We start from the raw sequence: 14,967 nt of genomic DNA, 5'->3' as shown, positions 1-14,967 counted from the left end.
ACCGCGCGTTCTTGCTCCCCCTCGGCGGGCCCGGCCTCCTCGCTCCGTGCACCGCGCGCGAGCGCCGCCGGCGCCCCGCTCACCGTGAAAGGAACGTCCCCATGCCGCAGTCATACGAGAGCGCCGTGCCCGAGACGCCCGCGAAGAGCGCGCTCGGTGACAAACTTCGCCCCGCGGTCGAAGCCGCCCAGACCCAGGCCGGTGACGCGATCGAGCGAATGACCGGGATCGCCCAGGCGCTTGGCATGAGCGAGACCGCGACTGGGCTGCAGGAGACCGCGCAGCAGCTGCACGCCGACACGTTCAAGATCCTCATCATGGGCCGCTTCAGCAACGGCAAGTCGACCCTGCTCAATGCCCTGCTCGGCGGCACCACCAGGCCGGTCGAACTGCACGGGCACCAAGGGCCCATGATCGTGGACGATCTGCCGACGACTGCGGTCCTCACCGAGGTGCACTACGCCGATGAGCCGTACGTGCGCGCCTGGTCATGCGACGGCAAGAGCGAGACCTGGACGCTCAACCGCTACCTCAACGAGTCCGCACTCGGCGTGGACCGGGACGAGAACAAGGAGCGGTTCGCGCAGATACGCCAGTTCGAGATGGGCTTTCCGGCCCTGCTGTGCGCCGACGGGTTCACGATCTACGACTCGCCGGGTCTGGACGACGAGGGTGAACTGGACGCGATCACCCTGGAGGCCGTACGCCGCTGCGATGTCGCAATCGTGGTCTATACCACAAGTGCGGCCATGGGCAAGGGTGAGCGAATGAACGCCGCCAAGGCCGTCGACGGCGGCGCCAGCGTCTTCTCCGTCGTGAACCTGTGGAACGGGCGCCCCGCCGACGAACGGCTGCGGGCGTACACCTGGAACCGGTACGTGCACGAGGAGCGCGGCGGCCCCAAGTACACCCCCGGACGGGACCTCACCGCACAGGGCGTCTTCTTCATCGACGCCCAGGCCGCCCGCCGGGCCCGCTACGGAGGCGACGAGGCGGACGCCGTACGCTACGGGCTCACCGACTTCGAGCAGCATCTGGGTGCCTATCTGCGACGGGAGCGGCTCCAGATCCACCTGGGCAAGTTCGCCACCCAGGCCGGCGGTCTCGCCGACGGCATCGAGCAGCACATCGAGCAGCGGCGGGCCGCGGTCGCCGCCGATCAGCAGCAGCTGCTCGCCTCGTACCGGACGGTGCAGCCGCGCCTCGACGAACTGTCCACGCGCCCCGGCAGGCTGGCCCCGGTGTTCCGCCGGGCGCGCCGCGAGGCGGAGGCGAGCCTGTCCGCGAGTTTCCAGTCGCTGCACGCCCGTATCCTCCAGGACCTGCCCGGCCATCTCGAGACCGTGCAACCGCCCACCGGCGAGAAACTCCTCAAGGTCTTCCATCAGGAAAAGCTCGTGGAGGAGCTCTACGAGGAGGTGGGCAGCTACCTGGACGGCCAGGTCAAGCAGTGGACGAAGGAACAGGCACTGGACGAGGTCGGGCCGGCGCTCGAGAACCTGACCAAGGAGATCGAGGCCGAGGCGACGCTCATCAGCGCCAAACTGGAGGAGATCCACCTGGAGCTGTCCGGCTGGCGCCCCGAGGCCAGTGGGGAGGGCGTGGTCACCACCAAGGAGAGGCTGCTGACCGCGGTCGGCTCGGTCCTCGTCGGGGATCTGCCCAGCGCCCTCAGCGGCGGTGCGGGCGGACTGCGCGGCGCGGTGGGCGCCGCGGCCGGCGGCCTCACCGCGGGGTTCGTCCTCGCCGCGGTGGGGCTGGTCGGCTCGGCCGTGTTCTGGCCGGTGGCGCTGGCGGTGGCCGCGCTGGGTGGCATCCTCGGCGGAGGTTCGGGACTGGTGAAGAGGGCCCGGAGGAAGGTGCTCGCCGACGTGGCGGCACAACTGCCGCAGATGCGGGCGGCGATGCTCCCGAAGATCGCCGAGGAGCTGCGGCGCAACTTCGGCGCGATGGAGTCGGCCGTCACCGCCGAGTTCCGTAAGGTCGTGGACGAGGAGCGGCGCAACGTCGAGGACATCATCAAGCTCAACCAGGCCGATCGCGCCGCCCGCGCCAGGACCCTTGCCGAGCTGGCAGCCCTCGCCGAGCAGCTCGACGAGCACCGGACGACCCTCAAAGCGGCCCTCACGGTCGCCAAGCAGGGGTGAGCGCGATGGTGTACCCCTGGGACGACATCCGCACGCCCGCTCTGCCCGCGGCTCTGCGGCGGCAACTCGCCGAGCAGCATGGTGACGCGTACGCGACCGAGGTGGAGCGGAGGGTGCTCGCGGGCGTGCGGAGGGCGGAGGCGCCAGGCACGACCGTCGTGTTCGGCGGGCACTTCAGCTGCGGCAAGTCGACTCTGCTCAACGCCTTGCTGGGCAGCGACCTCCTGCCGACCGACGACTTTCCCGAGACCGGTGTGCCCTGCCGGATCATCAGCGGTCCACGCGGGCGAGCCGTCGCCGAGACGGTCGACGGCGACGTCGAACTCGCCTTCGGGCGTGGTGCGCTCTCCGGTGTCGTCTCCCTCGTCGGCGCGGACGGTGAGTACCGCGAGGACCTCCACGCTGTGCGTGAGGTCCGTGTGACCGTCACGGACGGCGGACCGGCCGCGCAGGGGTGCTGCTGGATCGACTCGCCCGGCATCGACGACACGCCCGCCGTGCACGAGCGGGCCGTGGGGGCCGCCGATACCGCGGACGCTCTGGTGTGGGTGGTGGACTCCCGGCGGCCACTCTCGGTCAGTGAGACCGAGTTCCTGCGCGAACACCGCAAGCGTACCGGGACGGGCGCGGCGCTGTTCGTCGTCAACGCCTTTCTGACCGAGGACACCGAGGCGGGCTGGGGGCGGTTCCTGAGTCGCGCCGACTATTTCCGCGCGCGGATCGCCGCGCTCGACGACGCGGCCGCCGAGGTCGTGTTCGTCTCGGCCCGGGCGGCATCCGGCAGTGCGGACCGCGGGCCGGACTTCGGCCTCGGCGACATACGTCACCACCTGGACGCCCTCGCTCTGCCCACACACCCGCGGGTGCGAGCGGCACGCCTGCACCGAGCCGCCCTGGTGCTCGACAGGCTCGCCGACGAGGCCGCGCAGCGGCGCACCCGGCTGCACCGGGAGATCCGGGCGAGCGAGCGCCACAGGGCCGAGCTGGAGCAGCAGGCAGCGGCGGCACGCGCCGAACGGATGCGGCATGAGACAGCGCGGCTCATCGCGCAGTGCTTCGAGCGGCGCGGGCGCGAGGTGCAGCGGTGCGGCGCCGCGGTCGCCGCCGAAATGGGCGACAGCGGCCCCCTGTCGCGCGACGGACGGTACGCCGCCTCGCTCAATCGGCGCGTCGAGAGTGTCTGCAAGGACCTCGCCGACGACCTCATGACCGCCGTCACGAAGGTGGCGCAGGAGGAGCAGCACCGCCGGCCCGGCGCCGACGTACGGGCCGCGCTCGGCCGCAAGCTCCACCCCGGCACCCTGACCCTCAACGTGCCCGACACCCCGCTCGGCGTGGCCCGCGGGGGGACAGGCGGGGCTCTCGGAGCCGCCCTCGGCACCCTGCTGCTGCCCGGGGTCGGTACGATCCTCGGCGCGCTCGCCGGCTCGTTCACCGGAGCCGTATCAGCCGCCGACGTCGCTGTGAGCCGCGACCGCGAGGGCGCGAAAGCCGACGCCCTGCGCGCAGCCGAGGATGCGGCGCGGGTCCTCGCGGCCGGAAAGCCCGCCGTGAGCCGCCTGTTCACGAAGGCTTGCACCCCGCTGCCGGTGCCCGCGCCCGTCACCGACCCCGGGCCGATGGCCGTGCTCGACGAGCTGCACGACCATCTGCGGGCTCAGACACAGCGGCTCACGGCACCCGATGCGGAGGTGCCCGCACCACGCTCCGGTGGGACGGTCAGGTCGGAGGACGGGAGATGAACGGCGTGGTCGGAGTCATCGGGGTCGACCCGCAGCATCTGCGGACCGCGGTCGTGCTCCGCGAGGGCGACGGGCCCGCTGCCCGGCTGGCCCCGGTCGGGGACGGCGTGCGCCGCTCGGTTCCCAACGCGGCCGACACGGAAGGGCGTTGGGGCAGCCTGGCAGCGGCGCACCGGCTGGTCGGTGTACGGCCCACCGATGCGGACACCGAACTGTACGGGTGGCGGTGCGATGCCTGGTCACCCGAGTTCCGGGCCGGACTCCACCGCCACCTCACCCGCTACCTCGGGGAGGTGCCACCGGTTCCGCTGCACGGCTACCGCACGTGCGTGGCGGTCCCGCCGTCCGGCCCGGGCGAGGCGGATGCGTGCTGGCCGGAGGCCGAACCGGTCGGCCCGACGGATGCGCTGCTGTGCCGCTGGCTCACCGGTGGCCCGGGTGCGCGGGCGGTCGTGGCTGTGGCCGTGGGGGATACGTGGAGCCTCACCGGCGCGTACCGCCTGAAGGACACCGCGGACGGGCCGCATATCACGCGCGTGGGCACCCTGCGACGCGCCGACGGGACCGGTACCTGGCGCAACGCACTGCTGCGGCGCGTGCTCGACCGCTGCCCCCCGGCCGTCCTAGGGCCGCTGATCCTTGCGGTGCTGGACGGCGTCGAGGAGTTCGCGACTGGGCTACGGCTCGGCGACCCTGACCGCCAGGTGAGGTGGGCGGGGCCCCTGGCCGACATCCTCTACACCCCCTTGAAGGTGACACCACGTCAATTCATGGCGGGCGCCGAGACCGGACCCGCCGTAGCAGGTCTCACCCTGGCGGTGCAGAGGGCGGTACGGGACCTCGGCGACGGCTACGCGGAGGCGCCGCTGATCGTGGTCGGCGGCCCGGGTGCCGTGTGGCCGCTTCACGCGGCGCTCTCGCCCCGCCTCGGCACCCTGTGGCAGAGCACGGATCCCGGCCTGGATCTGGCATGCGGGGCGAGCTGGTGGCCGGGCCTGCGGGAATCGTTCCGGGGCGGACCCGACGGGAGCGTGCAGGCTGTGCCGGCGGCCGGCGGGGGAGGGGCGACGAGCGGTGTCGGCGGGCTCGGCGCCCCTGGGGACCCCGGCAGGGCGGAGGGCCTCTCCGGTCGCGATGAACCGGTCGGCCCCGGCAGCCCTGCGGCCACCGCTTCCCCCGGTTCCTCCCCGTACGGCGAGGTCCCGCCCTGGCAACGCCCGTAGAGCGGGGACCGCACCCCTCGTGGATGCGCGCCCTGCCTGCCGCGGCCGCGCCGGTTCGCCGAACCGTTCTGCCCCGGACCCACGCCGCCACGAGCCGACGTGAAGCCCTCCGTACGACACCGACACGGACCCCCGCAGGCCGCGTATCCCGGTACTCACACGCCACTGCTGCCGCACGCGGCATCGCCCGGCCCGCCGCCGCGGCGCCCGCCGAACCGCCCGCCCTGCCCGCCCGTCATCCGCCGGAGGTCCCGATGACCACGCCCCCCGACCCTCCCGCCCTGCCCGCCGTCACCCCCGACGGCGCCATGACGGCCGACGCCCTCGGCCCCACCGAGGCGTTCGACGCGGCCTGGGCCGCCGAAGACCTGCCCGCACTCCTGCTCGCGCTGCTGGAACGCCGCCACCTGACCGCCTTCGAGCCCTCTCGCTGGCATGTCGCCCCCGCCCCCGACGGCGATGCCCGGCTCCTGCTGCACGAGGTGCTGGGCCTAGGCCGCCCCCGTACCCAGGTGCCGCCCGGCCCCGCCATGACCCAGGTCCTGACGGCCTGCCACACCCCGGGCCAGGCAACCGTCTCCGTCCTGTGCGGCGACGGCACAGGCCACCGCCTCTTCTTCGGCGGGCGGCGCACCGCCGGAGCGGGCGGCGGCAGCGCCACCGACTTCCTCGCCGGACAGGCAGGCGCACTGCAGGCGCACTTCCCCGGGCTGCGCCTCGGCCCGGCCCTCCCGCTGCGCGGCACCGGCAGCCCGGACGGAACCGCCCTGTCAGATGTGGCGGCCTTCCTGTACTCCGCGCCCGCGCTCGCCGTCGTCACCGGCATCCCGTCGGCCCGCACCGACGTCGCCGGACGGGCGCTGCAGAGCATGGACAGGCTGGCCGCGGCGCTCGGCGGACGCCGCTACGCCCTGGTGACCGTCGCCGAACCGCTCGGCGCCGACGTGCTCGACGAGACGCTGGACCGCACCCGCCGACTGCGCGGCGACACCCACGCCCACGTGCGACGCACCCTCTCCATCTCCCGGGCCGACGGCGTCTCGGCGTCCCACAGCGCGTCCCACACGGAAGGCGGAGCGCAGGGCGTCCTTGCGGACACGGCCGGATATCTCGCGGTGCTGGGCGCGTTCTGCACCGCGGCAGGCAGTGTCGTCAAGTCCCAGTCGCGGCGCCGCGCAACGGGCCTCGGCGGCGCCGCGATGACGGGACTCAGCCAACTGTCCGCCGTGATGGCAGGGCCGTCCCGCTCGACGACGAGCCAGACCGGTACAAGCCGCACCGTGACACGCGGCGCCACCACGGAGGTCCTCGACGCGAACGCGCAGGCCTGCGAGAACGTGCTCCAGCGCCACCTCGACCGGATGACCGGAGCCAGAGGCGACGGCTGGTGGCGGCTTTCGGTGTACGTGGCCGCCGACGGCGACACCACCCTCGCCGCGGTCACCGGCGCCCTGCGCGGCATCTGCACGGGCCCTGGTACCGAACTCGACCCGATCCGCGTCCTGCGCCCCGACCCGTGGGCCGTCCGCGCCGCCATGACCGGCGCCCGCTCCCTGCACCTGCGCTCCGCCCTGGGCGGACCCGCGCATCCGCTCGGCGCGGCCTTCGACTCCCTCGGCACCTGCGTCACCTCCGCCGAACTGTCCGTCCTGACCGGCCCGCCGCAACGCGAGATCGCCGGGGTGCCGATGCGGGAGACCGCCGAGTTCGCGCTCACCGCACCGCCCGGGCCCGACGATCCCGGCACCGCCGTCCACCTCGGACAGCTGCTCGACCCGCTCGGCCGGCCACTGCAGCCCGTCACCCTCACCGCCGAGGCCCTCAACCGGCACGTCCTCATCGCCGGAATGACCGGCTATGGCAAGACGACCACTGCCAAGAGCATCCTCACCCAGGCCCACACCCGCCTCGACGTGCCCTTCCTGGTCATCGAACCGGTCAAAGCCGAGTACCGCGCCCTGGCCGCCCACCCCGACCTCCGCGGCCGCCTGCGCGTCTACGCGATCGGCACTGACGGGGTCCTCCCGCTGCGCCTCAACCCCCTCGCCCCCGTCGACTCGGTTCCCCTGCTGCGCCACATCGACTTGCTCAAAGCGGTCTTCAACGCGGCCTTCCCGATGTTCGCCGGCATGTCCTACGTCCTGGAGGAAGCGCTCCTTGAGGTGTACGAGGAGCGCGGCTGGAACCTGCACACCTCCCTCAACGACGCCCTCGGCACCAACCCCTCGGCCGAGGACCGCGCCGCCCTCACCCCCCGCCTGCGCGACCTGCACGACAAGATCGAAGAAGTGCTGCAACGCCGCGGGTACGGCCCCGAGGTGCACCAGAACATGGGCGCCGCGCTGCGCTCCCGTATCGGCAGCCTCCTCGTCGGCGCCAAGGGCCTGGCCCTGGACACCCGGCGCAGCCTCGACCCACGCGACCTGTTCGAACGGCCCTGCGTGATCGAACTGCGCAACCTCGGCGACGACGAGGAGAAGGCCTTCGTCATGGCCCTGCTCCTCAGCCTCCTGTACGAACACGCCGAGTCCCGTCAGCATCTGCCCCGCCCCGGCGCGCCGAGCAGCCTGCGTCATCTGACCCTGATCGAGGAGGCGCACCGCCTGCTGCGGGCCGGGCGCAGCGCCGCCAGTGCCGAGTCACCCGACGCCCAGGCCAAGGCCGTCACCCTGTTCACCGACCTGCTCGCCGAGATGCGCGCCTATGGAGAGGGCTTCATCGTCGCCGACCAAATCCCGTCCAAACTCGCCCCCGAGACGCTCAAGAACTCCAACATCAAGATCCTGCACCGGCTCGCAGCCCACGACGACCGCGCGGCCGTCGCCGCCGCCACGAACCTCGACGACGCCCAGAGCCGCCACCTCGCGGCGCTTCCGCCCGGCGAGGCCGTGGTCCACGACGACCGCATGCACGCGGCAGCGCTGACCGCCATCACCGCACAGGCTCCCGGGACGGTGCCCCGCACCGCCCCCGACAGCGCCGCCGACCGCACGTACCTGCACCGCAATGCCGCCTGCGTGAAATGCCCCCGCCCATGCACCTACCGCCCGACCACCCGCCACCTCGCCCCCGCCCACCCCGCACTCCTGACCTTCTTCGAGGCGGTTCTACGGGAGACCGATCCGGAGCAGGCCTGGCGCGCCTGGAATATCTGGCGCGAAGCCTGGCAGACCAGCACCCGAATCCGGGACGAGGAAACCCGTGCGGGCCGCCTCTACTGCACCGCCACCCAGGCCGGCCAGTACTGGCTGCGCACCCGCGAGGACGACCGTGCCCGCGCCGTCGACGGCGCCGTCCGCCTCCCTGCCCCCGACCGTCTCCTCTCCGTGGACCGTGCATCCCGCGCCCTGGCCCGCCTCTGCGCCGCCTGGCTGACCGCCGACACCATCGACGAGACCGCCCGCACGCGCTTCACCGACGCCCACCGATCCCTGCGCACGCTCGTCGCCGACCACCCCGTGAATCCCCACCCCGGCTGCGCCCACTGCCCGGCCCGCTGCCTGTACGAACCCCAGGCGGCCCGGCACCTGCCGGCTTTGGCCGAGAAGCTCGCGGCCCGAGCCACCGCCCCCACCACAGCGTCCCAGCGCGCCCGCGCGTTGGAACGCGCCGTAGCCGAAGACCCGGCCCTGCACCCCGTCTGGACCGCACTCCCCGACCCCGCAGCCCGCCGCGACCTGCTCTACTGCCTGGTCACCCAGTCCGTGTCCCACGAAAACCAGCCGACCCCCGACGATGTCTTGAAAGCCCTGATCGCCGGCCCTGCCGTCCCGGACGCACGAGACTGAGCGCGGATGCGGTCCGGTGTACCGGGTCGGGGCACGTCATGACGTGCCATGGCGCGCCCCCTCGCCCAATGGGCTCACTGATCGAGTACGCGTCGGGGCCGACGGCCGAGGTTCGGTCGTCGGCCCCTGCTCACGACCGAAACGGGCCGCCGGCACGAGCACCTCGGGCTGTCGACGGCGAGCCGACGACCCATGGTCGTGCGCGGTCAGTAGCCGCTGCTGTGCTTTGCCGGGCTCCGCCGCCGCACTTGCAGTCCGCCAGGGGACCTGGGGTGCGGCCGCCTCCGCCGCGAAGAGCGTCCAGCGGTCTCGGTCGTCCCGGTCTCTGAGGGCTCTGAGGGCTCTCAGGGCGTCGGCGTGGTCGAGGACGCGCCGCCGCGCCTCTGGTTGCCGCGAGGGCCCCGGGGCGTCCGGGCGGGTGTGCCGGGCTGCTGCCGTCGGGTCCGTTGCCCAGCGCCCGCGCCGGGGATACGCCCGGCGTCCCCGGGCTCCGTGCCGGGGCGGCCCGGCAGGGCCCGCGACGGGGCTGCCGCCGGGCAGGATGTCGGTCACGTTCGAGCCGGATGCCGAGCGCGTGATCCTGGCGCCATTGCTCGGCCGATCGGACCAGCTCTCGGCCGACCCGGGCGAGGAAGCGGCCCATGTCTGCGAGGCGAGCCGAATTCTCGACCCCGCGGAGCGCGATTCGCGGGACGATGCCACGTTCCCGCAGCCGCGTCCGCAGGTGGTCGTAGTCGTGGCCCTTGTCACCGTGCGGCGTCCTCGCTGATCTATGCCTAAGGGCGAGCTCTCCTCCGAGGCTGCAGCCCGCTGTCGGTCTGTCGCGGAGGCCGGTGTGCCGGGCCCGCGCGCACCGCCGCCAGGACCGCGCGATGACCGCCCGGACCGGCGCCTCGACCAGCCCGTCCCGCGTGAACACGGCATGGGCCCGCCGCAGTTCGCGCGTACGCAGGGCCGGATCGGCGCCGCCCGGCAACGCCACCGACGGATCGCCCATGTCACCCTCCCGTCGTGCCGCGGAACCCGGAGCGCTCCATCGTCGTACCGGCTCCGGGCCCCGGCAAGCCGTACGTCGGCCACACCGCCCGGGCGGCGGGCCGGCCCCGCCGTGCCGCGCGGGAGGTCCGTGACGGAACCTCACCCGGCGGGCGGGACCTCCAGCGCCGAGGCCGGGTCCGGTGCCGACGGGCCCGCCGGCACCCACCGGTCCGCCTCGCGGCGGTACGGCCACCAGCGCCCCTCCCGGCCCAGCCGGAGCTGGCGGCCGCCACCCGCCTCCGTCCAGCGGGCACGCACCCGGCGGAGCACCGGAACCTCCTCGTCCGCCCAGGCCGCGGCCAGGGCCGCCCGGGCGCCGGCCAGCGTCTTCCGGTCCGGCGTCCAGTCGTCCTCCAGCGCCGCCAAACCAGGGGCCGCACCGAAGCCCCAGGCGAGTACGGCCAGTCGCATGTCGGCCCGGCTGCGTCCGGTAGCCGCGGCCAGACGGGAGCGGACCCGGACGTCATCGGCCTCGACCGTGAGGCGTACGGCGTCTTCGGCAAGCGTGAGCGGGGCCGGCGCGGCGCGGTCGGCGTGGTCCGGAGCCAGCGCCTCCGCCAGCAGCCGGTAGGCCTCGCTCGCGGCCGCCTGCGCCAGGAACTCCACCGCGTCCACGTCGATTCCCGGTTCGGCCTCGCCCTCGGTGTCCAGGGTCGGCGGCTGCCCCGGCGCGTCCGGCAGCCGGGGCGGCGGGGGCAGCGGCGGCAGCGGTCCGCGCGCCTCGTACGCCTGCGCCGCGGGCACCCCCGCGTCCGCGGCCGGCCCCCGCGGGGCCTGCGCACCCGCCGTGCTCCGCTCCTCCAGTTCGTCCACCAGCTCCCGCTCGTCCCGGCCGCGCAGGAGCAGCAGCACGAACGGGTCCTCGTCCAGCAGCCGGGCCACCTGGTAGCAGAGCGCGGCCGTGTGCGGGCAGTGGTCCCACTCGCCGCAGTCGCAGCGCGGATCGAGCTCCCCGATGCCGGGCAGCGGGTCCACCCCGGCGGCCGCCGCGTCCTCGGCCAGCTCCGGCGGCACCTCCCGGTCCAGCAGCGCCGCGATGTAGCCCGACTCCGCGGCCGCCAGTCCCAGCAGCCGGTCCCACTGCGCTGCCGTGAACTCCTGCACCAGCACGTCCGTGCGGTGCGCCGAGCCGTCCCGGTCGCGCACCACCGCGGTGAGCCCGCCGGGGCGCACCGTGACCGCGCCCACCGCGCTCGAGCGCGCGTACCGGCGTCCCTGGCGCAGCTGTTGCCCGTCGAGCGCGCTGTCCTCCAGGGCGCGCAGCCAGGCGTGGCCCCACCAGGTGCGGGCGAAGGCACGGCCGGGGGCGGGCGGCAGCGCCGGGAACGTCTTCTCGTGCCGCCCTTGCGGGTCGCGGGTGTTCATCGCTCACTCCCCGTGGGGCGCGCGGAGCGCCACGAGTTCGGCCAGTTCGGCATCGGTCAGTTCGGTCAGCGCGCCCTCGCCGCCCGCCAGGACGGAGTCGGCGAGCGCGCGTTTGCGCTCCAGGAGCCGGGCGATGCGGTCCTCGATGGTGCCCTCGGCGATGATCCGGTGGACCTGGACGGGCTGGGTCTGGCCGATGCGGTAGGCGCGGTCGGTGGCCTGTTCCTCCACGGCCGGGTTCCACCAGCGGTCGAAGTGGATGACGTGGCCGGCCCGGGTGAGGTTCAGGCCCGTGCCCGCCGCCTTCAGGGACAGCAGGAACACGGGGACCTCGCCCGCCTGGAAACGGTCGACGAGCTCCTCCCGGCGCGGCACCGGCGTCCCCCCGTGCAGGAGCTGCGAGGGGATCCCGCGTGCGGCGAGGTGTTTCTCGAGGATCCTGGCCATCGCCACGTACTGGGTGAAGACGAGGACCGAACCGCCCTCCGCCAGGATCGTGTCGAGGAGTTCGTCGAGCAGCTCCAGCTTGCCGGAGCGGGCGTCGGCCGCGGTGCCGGCGCCGGCGGTTCCCCGCTCCCGGTGCTCCCCGGAGCCGTGCTCGCCCAGGAAGTGGGCCGGGTGGTTGCAGATCTGTTTGAGGGAGGTCAGCAGCTTGACCACCAGACCGCGCCGCTCCATCCCGTCCGCCTCGGAGATCGCGGCGAGGGTCTCGCGCACGACGGCCTCGTAGAGCGCCGTCTGTTCGCGGCTGAGGGACACGGTGTGGTCGGTCTCGGTCTTGGGCGGCAGCTCGGGGGCGATGCCGGGGTCGGACTTCTTGCGCCGGAGCAGGAAGGGCCTTACGAGCGCGGACAGGCGGGCCGCCGCCTGCGGGTCGCGGCCGCTCTCGACGGGTTCGGCGTAGCGGGAGCGGAAGGTGCCGAGGCGTCCGAGGAGCCCCGGCGTGGTCCAGTCGAGGACGGCCCACAGCTCGGAGAGGTTGTTCTCGACGGGGGTGCCGGTCAGCGCCACGCGGGCGCGAGCCGGGAGAGTGCGCAAGGCTTTGGCCGTGGAGGAATGCGGGTTCTTCACGTGCTGGGCCTCGTCGGCCACGACCATGCCCCAGGCGGTGCCGGCGAGTACGGGGGCGTCCAGGCGCATCGTGCCGTAGGTGGTGAGCACGAAACCCCCACCGGAACCGGTGGAACCGGTGTCATCGGCGGAACCGGCGGAACCGGCGGAACCGGGGGAGCCGGTCAGGCCCGTGAGGCTGCGGCCGGGACCGTGGAAGCGGCGCACGGGGGTCCCGGGCGCGAACCTCGCGATCTCCCGCTGCCAGTTGCCCAGCAGCGAGGCCGGGCACACCACCAGGGTGGGCCCGGCGGTGGCGGGGTCCTCCCGGTTGCGGTGCAGGTGGAGCGCGATGACGGTGACGGTCTTGCCGAGGCCCATGTCGTCGGCGAGGCAGGCGCCGAGCCCGAGTGAGGTCATCCGGGCCAGCCAGCGCAGGCCGCGCAGCTGGTAGTCGCGCAGGGTGGCCCGCAGCTCGGGCGGTGCGGCGAAGTCGTCGTCGGCCGGCGGGTCGGCGGTGAGCCGCGCACGCAGCCGCTCCAGCGCACCGGTGGCCTCCACGTCGACCCGCTTGCCCCCGAACTCGGCCGACCCGGTGAGTACGGCGGCCAGCGCGTCCGCGGCCGCGACGTCGAGGTCCTGGCGGGCGCGGGCCCGGCGGGCTTCGGCCGGGTCGATCAGGACCCACTGGTCACGCAGCCGGACCAGGGGCCGCTTCGCCTCGGCGAGGTGGTCCAGCTCGGCGCGGGTGAGGTCGCCCTGGTCACCGAGGGCGTGGCGCCAGCTGAAGGAGAGCAGGGACCCGGGGGAGAGCAGGCCGGAGGGGATCCCGGGCCCCACGGGGTGAGCGGAGCCCGCGGGTTGGGGAGAACCGACGGGGTCGGGGGAGCCCACGACGGCGCGGGTGCGCAGGTCGCGGGCGAGTCCGCGCGGCCAGTGCACCTGGACGCCCTCGGCGGCCAGTGCGGCGGCGGCCTCGCCGAGCAGCTCCGTGACCTCGTCGTCGGCGAGCTCGACGGCGTCCGGCACGGCCGCGCCGAGCAGCGGGGTCAACGCGGGCCACAGCCGGGCGGCGCGGCGCAGCGCGCGGAGGGCGTCCATCCGCGCACCGGGAGGGAAGGCGGTCGCGGCGGCCCCGGATCCGGCCCAGACGTCCGTGGCGTCGGCGACCAGGGCGGAGTCGGCCGGGCCGTGCATCTGGAGGACGGCACGGAAGGAGGGCCCGCCGGCCGCGGGGGCTCCGCCGGCCCCGCTCTGGTCGCGGGCCTCGTCGGGGGTATGACCGAGGCTCTGGTCGAGCTCGATCCGCAGGGAGATCCGTACCCCGGCGTCATGGCCGGCGGCCACCTCGGCGGCCCAGTCGCGCAGCTCGGGGTGGAGGCGCGGTGGCCGGGCGGCGAAGGCCGGTCCGCCGGCGGCTTCGGCGGCGGCGGGGGAGCGCGGGAGGGTGTCGGCGACGGCGTCGAGGAAGGCGCGCAGCAGCGGCTCCGGGGTGGGCAGCCGCGGCGGCCCGTCCACGTCCAGCGGGACGCAGTGGGCGCCGGGCGGCATGGCGGCGGCCAGTTCCCGGACCTCGTCGAGGTCGGCCGCCTCCAGCGGGCCGATCCGCCAGGCGTCGTGGCCGGCGGGGCTCAGCCCGGGCAGGAGCCGGCCCCGTGCGGCGAACCGCAGGGCGAGCAGCGCGGCGGCGCCCCAGAACGCCGCGCCGGAGCTGTCGGAGCCGTCGGGGCCGGCTGCCCCCGCGGCGGCCCGGGCGCGCGTGAGCAGGGGCAGGGCCTCGGCGACGGGCAGGACGAGCGCGGTCACGCGGGTTAGGCGCAGGTCGGGGGTGACGACGGTGAGTTCCTCGACGCCGCCGGCCACGGCAGCGGCACCCGCCACGGCAGCGGCACCCGCCTCGGCACTGGCACCCGCCTCGGCTTCGGCATGGGCATCGGCCTCGGCCCCGCCGCGGGCGGCGTCGACGGACTCACCCTCCACCGGCCACAGGGCGATCCGGCCGGTGCGGGCCGGGTCGCCGGGGAGGAAGACGGCGGAGTGGTGGAAGGGGCCGGAGTTATGGGAGCGGCGCACGCATTCCTCAAAGTTGACTACCGGGGGCAAGGCGGCCGAGAGTACCCCACCGCGGCGGCCCGGCGGCGGGGACGGGCCGTGAACCGGACGACTCCGAAGACCGCCCGGGGTCGGGGAACGCGCGGTCGCGGCGGCACGTTGAGGGGGTAGTGGTCGACGGCAGAAGGAGGTGTCCGCAGATGTCCACGAGCGGAAAGGTCGCGGTTGCCGGAGTCGTGGCAGCCATCGTGTTGTTCTGGACGGTGGGGTTCTGGGCCGGTCTGCTGGTCCTGATCGGAGTGCCGGCTGCGGCCTACCTCCTGCTGGACTCCTCCCAGCGTCGTCGTGTGCGCGGTCTGTCCAGGAAGCAGATCGGCCGCTGACGGCGGCCCGGAGAGCATCGGCCCAGGTCACGCGGGCCTGACCGGGCCCCCTTGGCCTGACCGGGCACCCCGTGCCTGACCGGGTACCCCATGGAGAGGCCGGGCTCCGGGTGCGGTGCGGAGCCCGGCAGGTGCGGCCGCGGGGCGGGTCTTTCGGTGTGGCGAGGGGTCGAGGGGTT

General features: G+C 74.4%; 8 protein-coding genes. 6 read left to right on the top strand and 2 right to left on the bottom strand.

What is annotated here, in order from left to right; all coding sequences use genetic code 11:
• Window positions 1-101 precede the first annotated feature (101 nt).
• From ACZ6JT_RS22930 to ACZ6JT_RS22910, 5 genes are all read left to right on the top strand, one after another.
• A complete protein-coding gene (locus ACZ6JT_RS22930) occupies window positions 102-2,147 on the top strand; it encodes a dynamin family protein (RefSeq protein WP_469212355.1) in 2,046 nt (681 codons plus the stop codon).
• A gap of 5 nt (window positions 2,148-2,152) precedes the next feature.
• Window positions 2,153-3,889 (top strand): dynamin family protein, encoded by a 1,737-nt coding sequence (locus ACZ6JT_RS22925; RefSeq protein ID WP_469212353.1) that lies wholly within the window; start codon window positions 2,153-2,155, stop codon window positions 3,887-3,889.
• On the top strand, window positions 3,886-5,112 hold the full coding sequence (locus ACZ6JT_RS22920) for a hypothetical protein (protein WP_469212351.1): 1,227 nt from the start codon (window positions 3,886-3,888) through the stop codon (window positions 5,110-5,112). The genes ACZ6JT_RS22925 and ACZ6JT_RS22920 overlap by 4 nt, the downstream gene beginning before the upstream one ends.
• A gap of 254 nt (window positions 5,113-5,366) precedes the next feature.
• Window positions 5,367-8,900, top strand: a complete 3,534-nt coding sequence (locus tag ACZ6JT_RS22915; RefSeq protein WP_469212349.1) for a helicase HerA domain-containing protein — start codon at window positions 5,367-5,369, stop codon at window positions 8,898-8,900.
• Between the two features lie 541 nt (window positions 8,901-9,441).
• Window positions 9,442-9,669 carry a hypothetical protein gene (locus ACZ6JT_RS22910; protein WP_469212348.1) on the top strand — a complete coding sequence of 76 codons (228 nt, stop codon included), beginning with the start codon at window positions 9,442-9,444 and terminating at the stop codon, window positions 9,667-9,669.
• A gap of 368 nt (window positions 9,670-10,037) precedes the next feature.
• Here the strand turns inward: ACZ6JT_RS22910 and ACZ6JT_RS22905 are convergent, their stop codons facing one another.
• The gene (locus tag ACZ6JT_RS22905) at window positions 10,038-11,303 is read right to left on the bottom strand and encodes an SWIM zinc finger family protein (protein ID WP_469212345.1); all 1,266 of its coding nucleotides are present in this window, start codon (window positions 11,301-11,303) and stop codon (window positions 10,038-10,040) included.
• Window positions 11,304-11,306: 3 nt separating this feature from the next.
• Window positions 11,307-14,426 carry a DEAD/DEAH box helicase gene (locus ACZ6JT_RS22900; RefSeq protein ID WP_469212343.1) on the bottom strand — a complete coding sequence of 1,040 codons (3,120 nt, stop codon included), beginning with the start codon at window positions 14,424-14,426 and terminating at the stop codon, window positions 11,307-11,309.
• Window positions 14,427-14,605: 179 nt separating this feature from the next.
• On the opposite strand from ACZ6JT_RS22900, the gene ACZ6JT_RS22895 reads away from it, so the two are divergent.
• A complete protein-coding gene (locus ACZ6JT_RS22895; protein WP_469212342.1) occupies window positions 14,606-14,788 on the top strand; it encodes a hypothetical protein in 183 nt (60 codons plus the stop codon).
• Window positions 14,789-14,967: the final 179 nt, after the last annotated feature.

Source organism: Streptomyces sp. NPDC046308 (genome assembly GCF_055588065.1).
This window is presented reverse-complemented; position numbering and strand designations above follow the sequence as displayed.